At 65.8% G+C, this 18137-nt stretch carries 14 protein-coding genes; 12 read left to right on the top strand and 2 right to left on the bottom strand.

Annotated elements, in window-relative coordinates:
* Window positions 1–249: 249 nt before the first annotated feature.
* The 5 genes from ABE957_RS17850 to ABE957_RS17830 all read left to right on the top strand — a co-directional run bounded on the left by ABE957_RS17850 (window position 250) and on the right by ABE957_RS17830 (window position 4974).
* On the top strand, window positions 250–1842 hold the full coding sequence (locus ABE957_RS17850; RefSeq protein ID WP_349760019.1) for an ABC-F family ATPase: 1593 nt from the start codon (window positions 250–252) through the stop codon (window positions 1840–1842).
* Window positions 1843–2001: 159 nt separating this feature from the next.
* Window positions 2002–2466: a 2-hydroxyacyl-CoA dehydratase gene (locus ABE957_RS17845; RefSeq protein WP_349760018.1), complete on the top strand. Its 465-nt coding sequence runs from the start codon at window positions 2002–2004 to the stop codon at window positions 2464–2466.
* A 72-nt stretch (window positions 2467–2538) separates the two neighbouring features.
* Window positions 2539–3795 carry a GspE/PulE family protein gene (locus ABE957_RS17840; RefSeq protein WP_349760017.1) on the top strand — a complete coding sequence of 419 codons (1257 nt, stop codon included), beginning with the start codon at window positions 2539–2541 and terminating at the stop codon, window positions 3793–3795.
* Between the two features lie 114 nt (window positions 3796–3909).
* Window positions 3910–4521 carry a L,D-transpeptidase family protein gene (locus ABE957_RS17835; RefSeq protein WP_349760016.1) on the top strand — a complete coding sequence of 204 codons (612 nt, stop codon included), beginning with the start codon at window positions 3910–3912 and terminating at the stop codon, window positions 4519–4521.
* A 189-nt stretch (window positions 4522–4710) separates the two neighbouring features.
* Complete coding sequence (locus ABE957_RS17830) at window positions 4711–4974, top strand: Lpp/OprI family alanine-zipper lipoprotein (RefSeq protein WP_349760015.1); 264 nt, start codon at window positions 4711–4713, stop codon at window positions 4972–4974.
* A gap of 279 nt (window positions 4975–5253) precedes the next feature.
* On the opposite strand, the gene ABE957_RS17825 is transcribed toward ABE957_RS17830, so the two are convergent.
* Both ABE957_RS17825 and mfd read right to left on the bottom strand, forming a co-directional pair.
* Entirely contained in the window at window positions 5254–6303 is a 1050-nt protein-coding gene (locus tag ABE957_RS17825) for a L,D-transpeptidase family protein (RefSeq protein WP_349760014.1), read from the bottom strand.
* A gap of 148 nt (window positions 6304–6451) precedes the next feature.
* Window positions 6452–9901 (bottom strand): transcription-repair coupling factor, encoded by a 3450-nt coding sequence (mfd, locus tag ABE957_RS17820; RefSeq protein WP_349760013.1) that lies wholly within the window; start codon window positions 9899–9901, stop codon window positions 6452–6454.
* A 205-nt stretch (window positions 9902–10106) separates the two neighbouring features.
* On the opposite strand from mfd, the gene ABE957_RS17815 reads away from it, so the two are divergent.
* The 7 genes from ABE957_RS17815 to nqrF all read left to right on the top strand — a co-directional run bounded on the left by ABE957_RS17815 (window position 10107) and on the right by nqrF (window position 17922).
* The gene (locus ABE957_RS17815) at window positions 10107–11570 is read left to right on the top strand and encodes a glyceraldehyde-3-phosphate dehydrogenase (RefSeq protein ID WP_349760012.1); all 1464 of its coding nucleotides are present in this window, start codon (window positions 10107–10109) and stop codon (window positions 11568–11570) included.
* A gap of 363 nt (window positions 11571–11933) precedes the next feature.
* The gene (locus ABE957_RS17810) at window positions 11934–13283 is read left to right on the top strand and encodes a Na(+)-translocating NADH-quinone reductase subunit A (RefSeq protein WP_349760011.1); all 1350 of its coding nucleotides are present in this window, start codon (window positions 11934–11936) and stop codon (window positions 13281–13283) included.
* Window positions 13283–14509, top strand: a complete 1227-nt coding sequence (locus ABE957_RS17805) for an NADH:ubiquinone reductase (Na(+)-transporting) subunit B (protein ID WP_349760010.1) — start codon at window positions 13283–13285, stop codon at window positions 14507–14509. Before ABE957_RS17810 ends, ABE957_RS17805 begins: the two co-directional genes overlap by 1 nt.
* Window positions 14509–15330, top strand: a complete 822-nt coding sequence (locus ABE957_RS17800) for a Na(+)-translocating NADH-quinone reductase subunit C (protein WP_349760009.1) — start codon at window positions 14509–14511, stop codon at window positions 15328–15330. The genes ABE957_RS17805 and ABE957_RS17800 overlap by 1 nt, the downstream gene beginning before the upstream one ends.
* Window positions 15331–15333: 3 nt before the next feature.
* Window positions 15334–16002, top strand: a complete 669-nt coding sequence (locus ABE957_RS17795; RefSeq protein WP_349760008.1) for an NADH:ubiquinone reductase (Na(+)-transporting) subunit D — start codon at window positions 15334–15336, stop codon at window positions 16000–16002.
* A 1-nt stretch (window position 16003) separates the two neighbouring features.
* Window positions 16004–16621, top strand: a complete 618-nt coding sequence (gene nqrE / locus ABE957_RS17790; protein ID WP_071945613.1) for an NADH:ubiquinone reductase (Na(+)-transporting) subunit E — start codon at window positions 16004–16006, stop codon at window positions 16619–16621.
* Between the two features lie 68 nt (window positions 16622–16689).
* On the top strand, window positions 16690–17922 hold the full coding sequence (gene nqrF / locus ABE957_RS17785) for an NADH:ubiquinone reductase (Na(+)-transporting) subunit F (protein WP_349760007.1): 1233 nt from the start codon (window positions 16690–16692) through the stop codon (window positions 17920–17922).
* Window positions 17923–18137: the final 215 nt, after the last annotated feature.

The following is an 18137-nucleotide window of genomic DNA, read 5'->3' as shown; positions in this document are numbered from 1 at the left end:
TGGGGGCCGCCATGCGCAAATTGGTGCATATCGCTTTCGGCGTCTTGAAGTCACAAACCGAATATCGGCCACAACCAACTCAATGAGGGTTGCGGCCGGTCAGGAGAGACGGTATCTCCTCTTAGGACTGCCTCCGGCGTTCCCCGCATCTGACAGCTGTGATAGTGGTTGCCCTAAGCTGATTCGGATGTGACCGGCGGCGATAACCGGTACAATCGCGCCCCCTTCACGCACTGACTGGACGCTTCATTGATCTCCACCGCCAATATCACCATGCAGTTCGGCGCCCGGCCGCTGTTCGAGAATGTCTCCATCAAGTTTGGTAACGGCCACCGCTACGGCCTGATCGGCGCCAACGGCTGTGGCAAGTCCACCTTCATGAAGATCCTCGGCGGGGATCTGGAGCCGTCCTCGGGCCAGGTGATGGTCGAATCCGGCGCCCGGCTGGGCAAGCTGCGCCAGGATCAGTTCGCCTTCGAGGACGAGCGGGTCATCGACACCGTGATCATGGGCAACGACGAGCTGTGGCAGGTCGCGGCCGAACGCGAGCGCATCTACTCGTTGCCGGAGATGAGCGAGGACGATGGCATGGCCGTGGCCGACCTGGAGGTGCGCTTCGCCGAACTCGACGGCTACACCGCCGAGTCCCGGGCCGGCGAGCTGCTGCTGGGCCTGGGTATTCCCCTGCACCAGCACACGGGCCCCATGAGCGAGATCGCCCCGGGCTGGAAGCTGCGCGTGCTGCTGGCCCAGGCGCTGTTCGCCGACCCCGATGTGCTGCTGCTCGACGAGCCGACCAACCACCTGGACATCAACACGATCCGCTGGTTGGAGGGCATGCTGACCGCCCGCGACAGCACCATGATCATCATCTCCCACGACCGCCACTTCCTGAATAGCGTCTGCACCCACATGGCCGACCTGGACTACGGCGAGGTCACGCTGTTCCCCGGCAACTACGACGACTACATGACGGCCGCCACGGCGGCCCGCGAGCGACAGCACGCCGACAACGCCAAGAAGAAGGCGCAGATCGCCGAGCTGCAGGCCTTCGTCAGCCGCTTCTCGGCCAACGCCTCCAAGGCAAAGCAGGCCACCTCCCGGGCGCGTCAGATCGACAAGATCAAGCTTGAGGACATCAAGCCCTCCAGTCGGGTCAGTCCCTTCATCCGCTTCGAGCAGGGCAGGAAGATCCACCGCAACGCGGTCAACGTCGAGGCGATCACCAAGGGATTCGACGCCACCGCGCCGCTCTTCGAGCGCCTCTCCATGACCGTGGAGGCCGGCGAGCGCATCGCCATCATCGGCCCCAACGGCATCGGCAAGACCACCCTGCTCAGGACCCTGGCGGGTGAGCTGCACCCCGATGCCGGCGCGGTGCGCTGGACCGACAGCGCCGAGGTCGGCGTCTTCGCCCAGGATCACGCCGACGACTTCGCCAATGACGCCACCCTGTTCGAGTGGATGGCCCAGTGGACCACCGGCGGGGAGCAGGAAGTCCGCGGTGCCCTGGGGCGGATGCTGTTCTCCAGCGACGACATCGGCAAGTCGGTCAAGGTGATCTCCGGCGGCGAGCAGGGCCGCATGCTGTTCGGCAAGCTGGCGCTGACCAGGCCCAACGTGCTGCTGATGGACGAGCCGACCAACCACCTGGACATGGAGTCCATCGAGGCGCTCAACCTGGCGCTCGAGAACTATCCGGGCACGCTGATCTTCGTCAGCCACGACCGCGAGTTCGTCTCGTCGCTGGCGACCCGTATCCTCGACATGAGCGGTACCGGGATCACCGACTTCAGCGGCAGCTACGACGACTACCTGCGCAGCCAGGGCCTCTTCGGCTGATCCCTGCGGTCCGGCGTTCCGGCGTGGCGCTGCGCCGCCTGCCCCCGACGGCGCCGCGCGCATATCGGATGATCTGCATCAAGCGTAATGCCGGCGGCTTGGCTAGGCTGAAGGCAGGATCCACTCGCCCGCGTCGGGCATCACCGGGAGGAGCGTCGCATGCGCTTTCATCAGGTCAAGGAGCTGGTCGCCTGGGCGGCCGACTATCACCGGGGGCTGGCCGAGCGTTACGACCGGCTGGCCGCCGGCGACGTCAGCGATCGGGTACGCATGGCCCTGGAGTACCTGGCCGAGCATGAGCGCAAGATGCAGACCGAGCTGACTCGCTATCTCGAGGAGGGCAGTGACCATCGCAAGGTCCTCGAGACCTGGTTCGACGATCCGGCCGATTTTCCTCATGCGCCCACTCTCGATCGTCTCACCGAGAGCATGGCCTGCGACAGCGTTCAGGATGTGCTGGCCACGGCCCTGACCATGCATCGCACCCTGCAGGACCTCTATGCGCACCGCATCGAGCAGGCCTCGATCGAGGCGGTGCGTGAGTTCTTCGCCGCGCTCGCCAGCGGCCACGAGGCCGAGGTGCGACGCCTGGCCCGCGATATGCAGCGACTCGAGGACTACTGAGGTGCCAGCGATGCCGGAAGCGATGTTCCCCTTTCGCCCGACGGTAGCCCGCGCCCGCGAGGACGCCCGCTGATGGGCAGCGAACCGCCACGGCCCCGGGCAACGTTGCTGTCCCGCCTGCAGGCCCGGCGAGATCCCGTGTCGGGCGCCGAGTCCGAGGATGATCTCCTGGAGGCTCACCTGCTGATCGAGGACGCCATTCGGGCGCGGGCCAGCGATATCCATCTCGATCCTTCCCGCGATCAGTGGCGCGTGCGCCTGCGTATTGATGGTCGAGTCATCGACGCCCTGGAGCTCGAGTGGGGCGAGGGGGTGCGCCTCGTCAACCAGTTCAAGGTGCTGGCGGGCCTCGATCCGATGCCTTCCCGAGTCGCCAGCGAGGGCAGCCTGAGCTGGCCCGCCGAGGACGAGGCGGCACAGGAGACCTTCCTGAGGGTCACGGCGGTGAACTGCGTCGCCGGCGAGAAGTTGGCCATTCGCTTCCTGGCACCCCCCAGGGCCTTCCACGATCCCCTTGCCCTGGGGGTCGGCGAGCAGGGCGCACGGGGCATCCGTCGCTGGATGGATGCCACCGGCGGCATGCTGCTGGTGGCCGGGCCGACCGGTGCTGGCAAGACCACGACCCTGTATACCCTGCTCCACCAGCTGCGGCTCGGCGATAGCCATGTGGTGACGCTGGAGGACCCGGTGGAGTACGCCATCCCCGGTATCAACCAGATCCAGGTGGATGCCGATAACGGCCTCGATTTCGCCACCGGCACCCGCTCCCTGCTGCGTCTGGATCCCGATTACGTGCTGATCGGTGAGATCCGTGACCCCGGATCCGCGGCCGCCGCGGTCAGCGTGGCCGGCAGCGGCCGCTCGCTGATGGGAACCCTGCACAGCCGTGACGCCGTCGGCGCCGTCTCCGCGTTGCGACAGCTGGGATTGGTCGATGCCGAGATCAGCGCCAGCCTGGGCTTGGTGATCGCCCAGCGGCTGGTCCGTCGACTCTGCGAACACTGTCGAGAGAAGGGGCCTACCGAGCCGCAGGAGGTCGAGTGGCTCGAGGCGGTGGGGCTCTCGGCGCCGCATGAGGCCTGGGTGCCGGTGGGGTGTGAGCGATGTGATGGCCTGGGCTACCGGGAGCGCACAGGCGTGTTCGAGATCTGGCAGCCGACCCCGCAGGATCACGCCCTGCTGCTCAAGCATGCCGATGACGCCGTTTTGCGACGCGCCTTGCTGGAGCGTGGCGAGACGCTGATGCTCGCCGATGGCCTGGCGAAGGCGGCGGCCGGCATCACCAGCCTGCGCGAGATATTTCGCATGGGCGCGATCCTGCCCACCTGATCGGAGTGGGAGCCACCCCGTATCGATTCCTCGCCTGACAGCGTCGGCGCAATGCGGTATAACGGCGGCCATATCGATGCCTTCCATTTCCTGCCTGCCCCAGAGATGTTGCCGATGAATCACCTGACCCGTCGCCGCTTCGGCCTGTTGGCGCTGAGTTCCCCCCTGCTGCTGCTGGGGACGTCCGCATCCGCCAGCACGATGGACGATGTGCTGTCCCGAGCCATCGTGCCACGCAGCGATCACGAGCGCTGGGTGCTGGTCGATGACAGCGAGGCCAACCTCAAGGTCTATCAGGGTAACCGGCTACTGGAGGAGTTCGACCGGGCGTCGCTGGGACGCGGAGGGGCCAAGCCCCAGCGTCAGCGAGGCGGCCGGGCTACGCCGCTGGGGGAGTTCCGGGTCAATCGCTTCAACCGTCGCAGCAAGTTCCACATCTTCATCGGCCTGGACTATCCCACCCCGACCCATGCCCGCATGGCCCTGAAGTCCGGGATATACAGTCGGCAGGACTACGACGACTACTTCTCCTACTACCGCCGTCACGGCTATCCGCCCCAGGAAACGATCCTTGGCGGCTTCATCGGTATTCACGGCCTCGGTGAGGGGGATCCCGACATTCATCAGCGCTTTCACTGGACCGATGGCTGCGTGGCGGTGACGGACCCGCAGGTAGAGCGCCTGTCGTCGCTGATCGACATTGGCACACGCGTCGTGATCCGCTAGTCTTTACATGCGCAAGGGGCGTTCTAAGCTAAGGATAAGCGCCGTGACGTATTCCGTGACGTACTTTAGAACAGCGTTTGACTCCCCGTGCTTCGCAGCAGAAGTCGCTGCACGAAGTCCTGCACCTGCAGGAAGCCTGATTCCCAGGCAACATCAACGCAGTACCAAGGAAGACTCAAGGAGAACACCATGACTCTGAAGACTACCCTGAAGCTGACCGCCGCTGCTGCATCTCTGGCCGTGCTGGCTGGCTGTGCGTCCTCTGGCGCCCTGGAAGAAGTCCGCATGACCGCCGAGTCTGCCCAGGCTGACGCCGCAGAAGCTCGCAGCATCGCTACCCAGGCGCAGAACACCGCCAACCAGGCGCAGCGTGACGCTCAGGCTGCCCTGCAGATGTCGCAGCAGAACCGCGACGAGATGAACCGCATGTTCGAAAGCTCCATGCGCAAGTGATCGTTCTCTGCCGCCCGTCTGGGCGGTAGTCGAACCTTCAGGCAGGGGCCTCGCCATATTGGCGAGGCCCCTGTTGTCTTTGGTGGGGGTTGTGGGCGCTCTCGAGCTCGTGAGCGGTGTGGAAAACCGCGCCTGGCAGGGAGCCTGGCCGATCGCTCGGAGGGCCATGCGTAGCGCTTGTAGGCCCATATCGAGCAGTTGAGGAGGCGTGAGGCGAAAAGCAGAACGCTGCTGGAGAGGGTGGCCGGCAGGGAGTCTCCTGCCGGCCAGGGGCGAGGGTCAGCCTTCCTCTGTCTGGCGTCCGCCGGTGACGCTCTCGGCGGCGATCAGCTCCAGGCGATCCCAGAGGGTCTCGGGGGCCGGCTCGGTGGCATCGACGTCCAAGGCCACCGGAATGCCGCGCGGCACCTCCACGACCTCACGCAGCCGAGCATAGTCCACCGGATAGTCCAGGCCGCTGATCGCCGTGTCGACCTGGGAAAGTGCCTCGGTGATGCGCTGGATGGAGGTGCCGTCCTCCTCGTCGAGGTAGGGATAGGCCTGGACGTGCAGGACGCCGTCGGCCCAGCCGAGCTTGAGAGTCTCGTTGATCAGCTTGACCTTGGTGCCTACCGACAGACGCGGGAAGAGGGCCTCGATGTCCTCCGGCAGCATGCGAATGCAGCCGTGGGTGACGCGCATGCCGACGCCCTCGGGCTTGTTGGTGCCGTGAATCAGGTAGCCGGGTATGCCCAGGCGCATCTTGCGCGTGCCCATCGGGTTGTCGGGGCCTGGTGGCACCACGCTGGGGAGGGGGTCGCCGGCCTCGGCATGCTCGCGTCGGATCGATGCCGGCGGATACCAGGCCGGATCCTTGACCTTCTCGGTGATCCGGGTCTCGCCCAGCGGCGTCTTCCAGTCCATCCGGCCCACGGCGATGGGGTAGGTCTCGACACGGGGTGTCTCGCCTTCCTCGGTGGGCGGGTAGTAGTAGAGACGCATCTCAGCCACGTTGACCACCACGCCTTCACGGGGCCCCTCGGGGAGAATGAAGCGGCCTGGAATCACCACCTCGGTGCCCTCGTAGGGGGCCCAGATGCTGATGTCGGGGTTGGCGCGGATCATCTCCTCATAGCCGACACCGTGTTCATGGCCAATCTCGATCAGCGTATCGCCGCTGTCGGAGGTGATGGTGTAGACCTCACCGATAATGTCGCCCTCTTCGGGGAGGGGGTAGTGGCCTTGCGGCCAGTCGTCGGTGTTGGCCTGCAGGGGCGCGGTCAGGGCAGTGAAGAGGCCCAGTGCGGTGGCGAAGCGGGCGGAGCGCCCGAGCGGGGAATAGTGCGTCATCGAGTCATGTCTCGTGGTTACCGGTCGTCGGGGGCTGCGATGGGCCCTTCCTGGGCGTCTTGACCCTATAGTATCGCCCGGCGCGACCGGTTTCTGCCAGGTGGGGCGGGTGGATCGGCAAGGGCGCATCCCCCCGCGGTGTCGTTGTTCAGGCCGCCTCGGCCTTGCGGTTGAGGGTCTCGAGGAGCCCCTCCACCGCCGCAAAGCGCGCCTCCTCCTGCTCCATGCTCGCCTCGAAGCGCAGGGTGTCGGCGCCGTCGAGGCGGTAGCGGTCGGGCGCCTGCTGGATCAGCTGCACCAGTACCAGCGGATCGACGGCGGTCTGGCCGGAGAAGATCACCCGGCCCTTCTCGGGGCCCGCCTCCAGGCGGGCGATGCCCAGGCGCTCGGCGCGCTGGCGCAGTCGGGTCTGGCGCAGCAGGGTCTTGACCGGCGCCGGCAGCAGGCCGAAGCGGTCGATCATCTCCACCTGCAGCTCCTTGAGCTCTGCCTCGTCGGCCGCGCTGGCGATGCGCTTGTACATCACCAGGCGCTGCTGGACGTCGTGCAGGTAGTCGTCTGGGATCAGCGCCGGCAGGTTGAGACTGACCTCCACGCCCTGATCCAGCGGGGCCTCGATGTTGGGAGTGCGGCCCTCGCGGATCGCCGTCACCGCGCGGTCGAGCATCTGCATGTAGAGGCCGTAGCCGACGGCCTCCATCTGCCCGCTCTGTTCCTCGCCGAGCAGCTCGCCCGCCCCGCGGATCTCCATGTCGTGGCTGGCCAGGGTGAAGCCGGCCCCCAGGTCCTCGGCGCCGGCGATGGCTTCCAGCCGCTTGGCGGCATCCTTGCTCATGACCCGCGGCGGCGGGGCGAGCAGGTAGGCATAGGCCTGGTGATGGCTGCGACCGACGCGGCCGCGCAGTTGGTGGAGCTGGGCCAGGCCGAACTTGTCCGCGCGCTCGATGACGATGGTGTTGGCGCTGGGCACGTCGATGCCGGTCTCGATGATGGTCGAGCAGACCAGCACGTTGAAGCGCTTGTGGTAGAAGTCGGACATGATCCGCTCCAGCGAGCGCTCCGGCAGCTGGCCGTGGGCGACGCCGACCCGCGCCTCGGGCACCAGCGCGCGGACCGTCTCGGCGGCGGTCTCGATGGTCTTGACCTCGTTGTGCAGGAAGTAGACCTGGCCGCCGCGCAGGATCTCGCGCAGGATCGCCTCCTTGATCACCGCCTCGTCGCGCTGCTGGACGAAGGTCTTGACCGAGAGGCGCCGGGCCGGCGGGGTGGCGATGATCGAGAGGTCGCGGATCCCGCTCATGGCCATGTTCAGCGTGCGGGGGATCGGAGTGGCGGTCATGGTCAGGATGTCCACCTCGCTGCGCAGGCTCTTCAGGCGCTCCTTCTGGGCCACCCCGAAGCGGTGCTCCTCGTCGATGATCAACAGGCCCATCTTGGGGAGCCTGGTGCTCTTGGAGAGCAGCTTGTGGGTGCCGATGACGATGTCCGCCTGGCCCTCCTCGATGCGCTTCAGGGAGGCCGCCTGGCCCTTGCCGGCGGTGAAGCGCGAGATCAGCTCGATGTTCACTGCGGTATCGGCGAAGCGGTCGCGGAAGTTCTCGAAGTGCTGGCGGGCGAGCAGGGTGGTGGGCACCAGCACCACCACCTGGCGGCCGGCGTGGACCGACAGGAAGGCGGCGCGCATGGCGACCTCGGTCTTGCCGAAGCCGACGTCGCCGCAGACCACCCGGTCCATGGGGCGCGGAGCCGTCAGGTCGCCGATCACGGCCTGGATGGCGGCGCGCTGGTCGGGGGTCTCCTCGAAGGGGAAGCTGGCGGCGAAGCGGGCGTACTCCTCGTCGGGCGGCGGGCAGGCGAAGCCCTCCCGCGCCTCGCGGCGGGCGTAGATGTCGAGCAGCTCGGCGGCGGTGTCGCGAATCTTCTCGGCGGCGCGGCGGCGCGCCTTCTCCCACTGGTCGGAGCCCAGCCGATGCAGCGGGGCGAGTTCGTCGTCGGCACCGGCATAGCGCGAGATCAGGTGCAGGCTGTCCACCGGCACGTAGAGGCGGGCGCCCTCGGCGTACTCCAGGGTCACGAACTCGGCGGCCTGGCCGCCGGCCTCGATCGTCTCGAGCCCTTTGTAGCGGCCCACGCCATGGGCCTGGTGAACGACCGGCGCCCCGGGGCGCAGCTCCGAGAGGTGGCGAATCGCCAGCTCGCCCTCGTCGGTGGCCTTCTCGCGCCGCCGGCTCTGGCGCACCACCTCGCCGAACAGCTCGGTCTCGCTGATCACCGCCAGGTCGGGATCGCTCAGCCACAGGCCGGCATCGATCTCGCCCTCGGTGATGGCCAGGCGCGCGTCGCACCCAAGGAAGCCGGCGAAGTCCTCGACGTGGGGCAGGGCGAGCCCCAGCGGTGCCAGGGTCTCCTCCAGGGCCTCACGCCGGCCGCGGGACTCGGCGACGAACAGCACGCGCGTGGTGGGATGGTCGTCGAGGAAGGTCGAGAGGGCCGCCAGCGGGTGCTTTGCCCGGGCGTTGACCGTCACCGTCGGCGGCGCCTGGCTGGCGGGCGCCACGGCGTGGCGGTGTTCGGCCTCGTCGGTCAGGGCGATCCGGGGATGGCGCTTGATGCCGCCGAAGACCTCGGCCACCGGCACGAACGCCCGGTGCGGGGGGAGCAGTGGGCGGGTCGGGTCGACGCCGAAATTCTCGAAGCGACTCTCGATGGCCGCCCAGTGGTGCTCGGCCGCCTCGAAGACCCCGGGCAGCATGGCCACCCGGGTGCCCTCTGCCAGGTGCTCGAACAGCGTCGCCGTCTCGTCGAAGAACAGCGGCAGGTACTGCTCGAGGCCGGGGGAGGGGATGCCCTTGAGGGCGTCCACGTAGAGCGGGCACTGGCGCGGGTCGACGTCGAACAGGGTCTCGAATCCCTCTCGGAAGCAGGCGATGGCCGAGCGCGACAGCGAGTACTCGTGGGCCGGGAGCAGTTCCACCCGGCCGACGCGGTCCTGGCTGCGCTGGGTGTCGGGATCGAAGTGGCGCAGGGTGTCGATCTCGTCATCGAACAGGTCGATGCGCAGCGGCGACTCGGCGCCCATGGGGAACAGATCGATCAGCGCGCCGCGCAGGGCATACTCGCCGGGTTCGAAGACCGTCTCCACGGCGCGATAGCCGGCGCGCGAGAGGGCGCTGCGAAAGCCTTCGCGATCCAGCGTCTGGCCCGCCTCCAGCGTCATGACGCGCCCGGCGATGTAGTCCACCGGGGGCAGGCGCTGCATCAGGGTGTTGATGGCCACCAGCACGATGCCGTGCTCGCCGTCCTGCAGACGGCGCAGGGTGCGCAGCCGCGACGAGACGATATCCTGGTGCGGCGAGAAGCTGTCGTAGGGCAGGGTCTCCCAGTCCGGGAAGGGCATCACCGGCATCCGGCCATAGAAGCCCAGGTCACCCTCCAGGCGCTGGGCCGAGGCGGTGTCGGGGGTGATCACCAGCAGCGGCGCGTCTTCGGCCAGGTGTGCCAGGGCCAGCGCCGTGGCGCTGCCCGCCGGGGTCTGCCAGTAGAGGATGTCGCGCAGCCCCTGGGGGCGCGGCGGGTCGAGCGGCGAGAAGTTCGGCATGCGATTCGGTTACCCAACCGTGTTCGTGAGCGGCGTATGCAAAGTGGCCTCATCATACCAGCCCCGGCGTGGCGCTGTAGTCGAGCGCACCTTTCTGTAATACCCCTACAGCGGCTGCGACCATCCTGCGATTGCCCCCGGGGGCGTCCCCCCGGATAATACCCTCCGACCTTACCTCACTATTCTCACCCAGGAGAGGCCACCCGTGAGCCAGCAGTCCCCCGATACCGTCTTCCAGGAATGGCACGACAACCAGGCGATCGCCGAGCAGATGATCCCGATGATCGGCAGCCTCTATCGCCACAACAACGTGGTCGTGACCATGTTCGGGCGCTCGCTGTTCAACCGCAGCGTGATCCGCATCCTCAAGGATCATCGCTTCGTGCGTAAGGTCGAGGGTACCGAACTCTCCGTGCAGGACACCTTCCCGCTGGTCAAGGCCATGATGGACCTGAACCTGGGGCCGGCCCACGTCGACGTGGGCAAGCTGGGTGTGGCCTTCAAGCGGCAGGGCGGCGGCGATGCCGAGGCCTTCCTGCGCGAGCAGCTCGGCGAGATCGTCGATGCCCACGACCCGGACGCCGGCAACGGCGAGCCTAAGGACGTGGTGCTCTACGGCTTCGGTCGCATCGGCCGCATCCTCGCGCGGGTGCTGGTCGAGAAGGCTGGCGGCGGTAACCTGCTGCGCCTGCGCGCCATCGTGGTGCGCGGCCGCGGCGACATCGCCAAGGACCTGGAGAAGCGCGCCAGCCTGCTGCGTCGCGACTCGGTCCACGGCCCGTTCGACGGCACCATCAGCGTCGACGTCGAGTCGCGGACCCTGATCGCCAACGGCAACGCCATCAAGGTGATCTACGCCGACTCGCCGGCCGAGGTCGACTACACCGCCCATGGCATCGACAACGCCGTGGTGGTCGATAACACCGGCATCTGGCGCGATGCCGAGGGCCTGGGCCAGCACCTCGCGTGCAAGGGCGTGGCCAAGGCGCTGCTGACCGCACCGGGCAAGGGCGACGTCAAGAACATCGTCTATGGTATCAACCACCAGGACATCAGCGACGAGGACCGCATCATCTCCGCGGCCTCCTGCACCACCAACGCCATCGTGCCGGTGCTCAAGGTGCTCAACGATGAGTTCGGCGTCGAGCATGGCCACGTGGAGACCGTGCACTCCTACACCAACGACCAGAACCTGATCGACAACTACCACAAGGGCGATCGTCGCGGTCGCAGCGCCCCGCTCAACATGGTGCTCACCGAGACCGGCGCCGCCAAGGCGGTCGCCAAGGCGCTGCCGGAGTTCGACGGCAAGCTGACCGGCAACGCCATCCGCGTGCCGACCCCCAACGTCTCCATGGCGATCCTCAACCTCCGCCTGGACAAGGAGACCGACGCCGAGACGCTGAACAACTTCCTGCGTCGCATGTCGCTCGATTCGCCATACCAGAAGCAGATCGACTTCGTCGACTCGCCGGAGGTCGTCTCCACCGACTTCGTCGGCAACCGTCACGCCGGCATCGTCGATGCCAAGGCGACCATCGCCAACGGCAAGAATGCCGTCCTCTACGTCTGGTATGACAACGAGTTCGGCTACAGCTGTCAGGTGATCCGCATCCTGCAACAGGTCTCCAATGTGCACTTCCTCAAGCTGCCCCGCGCCCAGGCTTGATGCCTCGCGGGTGGCGCCGGGCCCACGCGGTCCGGCGCCTCCCGCGCGGTGACGTCACCTCGGCGCCGAGCGCTGCCACGCCCCCGCTGGAGCATGTCTCCCGCGGGGGCGTTGCGTTTGGGGCAGCGGCGGCGGGCATCGGGCGCTGTGCGGCCTGCGACACCGCGACCCCTTGCGTCGCGGTGCGCCTTGCGACCTAAGGTCAGGTGGTCATCCCTGACGCTTGTCTTTATAATACGGTGGATTTTTCGGGGTGGTTCGAGCGAGCCTCGGGCCTGTCTGGTAACGTACTGAAAACAGAAGAATTCGAATCCATTCGAACCCCCTTTCTTCATCTATCCGATCCATCAACTGGGCGAGACTATGATCGAAGTCAAGAAAGGCCTGGATCTCCCCATCGCGGGGACACCGGCGGAGCGTATCGAGGATGCGCGGCCGGTGCGCCATGTGGCCGTCCTGGGCACCGACTACGTCGGCATGAAGCCGACCATGGAGGTCCGTGAGGGAGACAGGGTCAAGCTTGGCCAGCTGCTCTTCACCGACAAGAAGATCGATGGCGTGCGCTTCACGGCCCCGGCGGCCGGCGAGATCGTTGCCATCAACCGTGGCGAGAAGCGCAAGCTGCTGTCGGTGGTGATCAAGGTCGACGAATCCGAGGAGGCGGTCGAGTTCACCGCCCACGGCCGCGATAAGCTGGAGAGCCTGGAGCGCCAGACCGTCGTCGACCAGCTGGTCGAGTCGGGGCTGTGGACGGCGCTGCGCACGCGTCCCTTCTCGCGCACGCCGGCCATCGACAGCGCGCCGACCGATATCTTCGTCACCGCCATCGACACCCATCCGCTGGCCGCCGATCCTGCCGCCATCATCAACGAGCAGGCCGAGGCCTTCGAGGATGGCCTCAAGGTGCTGGCCCACCTCACCGAGGGACAGGTCTACCTCTGCACGGCGCCCGAGACGCGGGTGCCGGGTGGCGATCTCAAAGGCGTGCAGCAGGAGACCTTCGCCGGCCCGCATCCGGCCGGACTCGTGGGGACGCACATCCACCATCTCTCGCCCGTTGCCCTGCACAAGCGCGTCTGGCACCTCGGCTATCAGGACGTCATCGCCTTCGGCAAGCTGTTCGCCGAGGGCAAGCTCGACGTCGAACGCGTGATCGCCGTGGGTGGCCCGCGCGCCAAGAATCCGCGCCTGCTGCGCACCCGCCTCGGGGCCAGCACCGAGGAACTGCTCGACGGTGAAGTCGTCGAACCCACCGGAACCCGCGTGATTTCCGGTTCGGTGTTCTCAGGATTCACCGCCGAAGGAAGCCTCTGCTACCTGGGGCGCTTCCACCATCAGATCAGCCTGCTCGAGGAAGGCAACAAGCGTATCTTCATGGGCTGGATGTCGCCTGGCGCTAACCGCCACTCGGTACTGGGCATCTATATCTCGAAGATCAAGGGCCTTCGCAGCTACGCGCCGACCACCTCGACCAACGGCTCCGAACGCGCCATGGTGCCGGTGGGGGCCTACGAGCAGGTGATGCCGCTGGACATCCTGCCCACCCAGCTGCTGCGCACGCTGATCGTCGGCGATATCGAGACGGGAATGTCACTGGGCTGCCTGGAGCTGGATGAAGAGGACCTGGCGCTGTGCACCTACGTGTGCCCCGGCAAGTACGAGTACGGTCCCATCCTGCGTGACAATCTCACCATGATCGAGAAAGAGGCCTGATGATGGCTATCCGACAGACACTCGATAATCTCGAGCCGCACTTCCACAAGGGTGGCAAGTACGAGAAGTTCTATCCCCTCTATGAGGCGGTGGACACTATCTTCTACACGCCGCCGAGCGTGGCCAAGACCACGTCGCACGTGCGCGACGGGATCGACCTGAAGCGCATCATGATCACCGTCTGGCTGTGCACCTTCCCGGCGATGTTCTTCGGCATGTGGAACGCCGGCTGGCAGGCCAACCTGGCCATCGCCGACGGCTTCGGCGCGCCGACGGGTTTGCGCGAGGCCATCGTCACGACGCTGACCACGGGCCACGATCCCGGCAGCCTGTGGGCCAACCTGGTGCTTGGCGCCACCTACTTCCTGCCGATCTATCTGGTGACCTTCGTGGTCGGCGGCTTCTGGGAAGTGCTGTTCGCGATCAAGCGCGGCCATGAGGTCAACGAGGGCTTCTTCGTCACCTCCGTGCTCTTCGCGCTGATCCTGCCGGCCACCATTCCGCTGTGGCAGGTGGCGCTCGGCATCACCTTCGGCGTGGTGATCGGCAAGGAGATCTTCGGCGGTACCGGCAAGAACTTCCTCAACCCGGCGCTGACCGGCCGCGCCTTCCTCTACTTCGCCTATCCGGCACAGATCTCCGGTGATGCGGTGTGGGTGGCGGCCGACGGCTACACCGGCGCAACGGCGCTCTCCCTGGCCTTCCAGGACGGCATGACCGCACTCTCCGAGACCTTCAGCTGGTGGGATGCCTTCCTCGGCTTCGTGCCCGGCTCGGTGGGCGAGACCTCGACCCTGGCGATCCTGATCGGCGCCGCGGTGCTGCTGTGGACCAAGATCGCCTCCTGGCGGATCATGCTAGGCGTGTTCCTGGGCATGGTGGCGACCAGTGCGCTGTTCAACCTGATCGGCTCCGACACCAACGCCATGTTCGCCATGCCGTGGTACTGGCACTTGGTGGTCGGCGGCTTCGCCTTCGGCATGGTCTTCATGGCCACCGACCCGGTCTCCGCCTCCATGACCAACCAGGGTCGCCTGATCTTCGGCGCCCTCATCGGTGTCATGACCGTACTGATCCGCGTCGTCAACCCGGCGTTCCCCGAAGGCATCATGCTGGCGATCCTGTTCGCCAACCTGTTCGCCCCGCTGATCGACCACTTCTTTGTACAGGCCAACATCAAGCGCCGCCTGCAGCGCACCGGTGTGCCGGCCGAGGAGACTGCCTGATGGCACAGAGCAACAACTCCATCAAGAAGATCCTGACGGTGGCGTTCGCACTTTGTATCGTGTGTTCGATCATCGTCTCCACCGCCGCCGTGGCGCTGCGCTCCAAGCAGCAGCTCAACCAGGAGCTCGACCGCAAGTCGAATATCCTGGCCGTGGCCGACCTCTATGAGCCGGGCATGGACATCGAGGAAGCCTACAGTGAGCAGATCACACCACGCGTCGTCGATCTGAACACCGGCGAGTATTCGGACGAATACGATCCGCAGAGCTACGACAGCTTCCAGGCGGCCAAGGATCCGGCCCAGTCCCGCACGCTGTCCGGTGAGAAAGACATCGCCGGGCTTTCGCGGCTGGAGAACTACAGCACCGTCTACCTGGTGGGCAATCCGGACGATCCCCAGCAGCTGATCCTGCCGATTCGCGGCCAGGGGCTGTGGGGCCTGATGCGCGGCTATCTCTCCGTGCAGGGCGACGGCAACACCATCAACGGCATCACCTTCTATTCGCACTCCGAGACTCCGGGGCTAGGCGGCGAGGTGGATAACCCGCGCTGGAAGGCCCAGTGGGAGGGCAAGGAGATCTTTGCCGAAGACGAGAGCGTGCAGCCGGCGATTCAGCTCGTGAAGGGCGGCGCCAGCGGCGAGACCGAAGTCGATGCGCTGTCCGGCGCCTCGCTGACCAGCAAGGGGGTCTCCAACCTCCTGCAGTTCTGGCTCAGCCCGCAGGGCTTTGGCGAGTACCTGGCCAAGTTCCGCGAAGATATCTCGCGGTCCGAGGCTCAGGCGATGGCCACCGCGTCCGACGACACTGAAGGAGCCTGATCCATGTCTGCCCCGACTCCCAAGGGCGTCCTGACGACGCCCATCTTCAAGAACAACCCCATCGCCCTGCAGATCCTGGGGATCTGCTCGGCTCTGGCGGTAACCAGCAGCATGAGCGTGTCGCTGGTCATGGCCATGGCGGTGATCTTCGTGACGGCGCTCTCGAACCTGTTCGTCTCGCTGCTGCGCCATCAGATCCCGTCCGCGATCCGTATCATCGTGCAGATGACCATCATCGCCTCGCTGGTCATCGTGGTGGATCAGATCCTCAAGGCCTATGCCTATGAGATGTCCAAGCAGCTCTCGGTCTTCGTCGGCCTGATCATCACCAACTGCATCGTGATGGGGCGTGCCGAAGGCTTCGCCATGCAGAACCCGCCGCTGCTGAGCTTCCTCGACGGCATCGGCAACGGCCTCGGTTACGGCTTCATCCTGATGGTGGTGAGTTTCTTCCGCGAGCTGCTTGGCTCCGGCAGCGTCTTCGGCATCACCGTGCTCGAGACCGTTCAGAACGGCGGCTGGTATGTGCCGAATGGCCTGCTGCTGCTGCCGCCCTCGGCGTTCTTCATCATCGGCCTGATCATCTGGGTGCTGCGCGCCCTCAATCCGGAACAGGTCGAGGAGAACGAGTTCACCATGAAGGCCAACACCCAGCCGAAGGAGGCCGTGTAACATGGAACATTATCTTAGCCTGTTCGTCGCCTCGGTCTTCGTCGAGAACATGGCCCTGGCCTTCTTCCTGGGCATGTGTACCTTCCTGGCGGTGTCCAAGAAGGTCTCCTCGGCCATCGGTCTGGGCATCGCGGTCATCGTGGTTCTGACCGTCACCGTGCCGGTGAACAACCTGGTCTACACCTTCCTGCTCAAGGAAGGGGCCCTGACCTGGACCGGCATCAGCGGTGCCGAGAACATCGATCTCTCCTTCCTGGGTCTGCTCTCCTACATCGGCGTCATCGCCGCCCTGGTTCAGATCATGGAGATGTTCCTCGACAAGTACGTGCCGGCGCTCTACAACGCCCTGGGCGTCTTCCTGCCGCTGATCACCGTGAACTGCGCGATCCTCGGCGGCGTGCTGTTCATGGTCGAGCGTAGCTACAACTTCGGCGAATCCGTGGTCTACGGCCTCGGTGCGGGTACCGGCTGGGCACTGGCGATCACGGCCCTGGCCGGGATCCGTGAGAAGCTCAAGTACAGCGACGTGCCGGCCTCGCTTCAGGGGCTGGGCATCACCTTCATCACGGTGGGCCTGATGTCGCTGGGCTTCATGTCCTTCTCCGGCATCCAGCTCTGAGACGGCTCGTTCCTGCCGGCGGCTTCGCGCCGCCGGTGACCAGGCAACGCAAGCAATAGGAAACCGACATGGTTGATACATCAGTCATCTTGTTGGGTGTGGTCATGTTCACCGTGATCATCATCGGTCTGACCGCGGTGATCCTGGCGGCACGCAGCAAGCTCGTCAGCACCGGGGACGTGACCATCGAGGTCAACGATGATCCCCAGCACACCCTGACCACCCAGGCCGGCGGCAAGCTGCTCAATACCCTGGCGGCCAACGGTATCTTTCTCTCCTCCGCCTGCGGCGGCGGTGGCTCCTGTGCCCAGTGCAAGTGCCGGGTCGAGGAGGGTGGTGGCTCCATCCTGCCCACCGAGGAGTCGCACTTCACCCTGCGCGAGAAGAAGGAAGGCTGGCGCCTCTCCTGCCAGGTGCCCGTGAAGCAGGACATGAAGATCGAAGTGCCGGAAGAGGTCTTCGGCGTCCAGAAGTGGGAATGCGAGGTCATCGAGAACCCCAACGTGGCGACCTTCATCAAGGAGCTCAACCTCAAGCTCCCCGAAGGCGAGGAAGTGGGCTTCCGTGCCGGCGGCTATGTGCAGCTGGTGGCACCGCCCTACGACATCAAGTTCTCCGACTTCGATATCGAGGAAGAGTATCGGGGCGATTGGGAGAAGTTCGGCCTGTTCGACATCTCCCACAAGAACAACGAGGAGATCATCCGCGCCTACTCCATGGCGAACTACCCGGACGAGAAGGGTATCCTCAAGTTCAACATCCGTATCGCCACGCCGCCGCCCAACTCCAGCCATCCGCCGGGCCTGATGTCCACCTACGTCTTCGCGCTGAAGCCGGGCGACAAGGTCACCGTGATGGGGCCGTTCGGCGAGTTCTTCGCCAAGGACACCGATGCCGAGATGATCTTCATCGGCGGCGGTGCGGGCATGGCGCCGATGCGCAGCCACATCTTCGATCAGCTCAAGCGTCTCAAGAGCGATCGCAAGATCAGCTTCTGGTACGGCGCGCGCTCCTGGCGCGAGACCTTCTACAACGAGGAGTACGACCAGCTGGCCGAGGAGTTCCCGAACTTCGAGTGGCACCTGGCGCTCTCCGACCCGCAGCCTGAGGACAACTGGGAAGGGCCGACCGGCTTCATCCACAACGTCCTCTACGAGAACTACCTCAAGGACCATCCGGCCCCCGAGGACTGCGAGTACTACATGTGCGGGCCGCCCATGATGAACGCCTCAGTGATCAAGCTGCTGGTGGACATGGGCGTCGAGCCCGAGAACATCCTGCTGGATGATTTCGGCGGCTGATCTCGCTCACCATGCGGCACGCCCGGGCCGGCCGAAAGGCCGGCCCCTTTGCTTCGGTGGTGACGGTGGTCATCGGCTACCGCCACCTGCTTCTGCCGCCCGACATGACGATCGCCTCCGGTCGTCATCTCAGGCACCAGAGGTCGACGCCATGGACCTCGCACGGTCTTGTGCTGTCACACTGCTAGACGCCTAGCCCTTTTCGCTCTCGAGGA

Source organism: Halomonas pelophila (assembly GCF_040196315.1).
Lineage (GTDB): Bacteria > Pseudomonadota > Gammaproteobacteria > Pseudomonadales > Halomonadaceae > Halomonas > Halomonas pelophila.
Note: the sequence above shows the minus strand (reverse complement) of the source record. Positions and strands in the feature narration are given on the sequence as shown.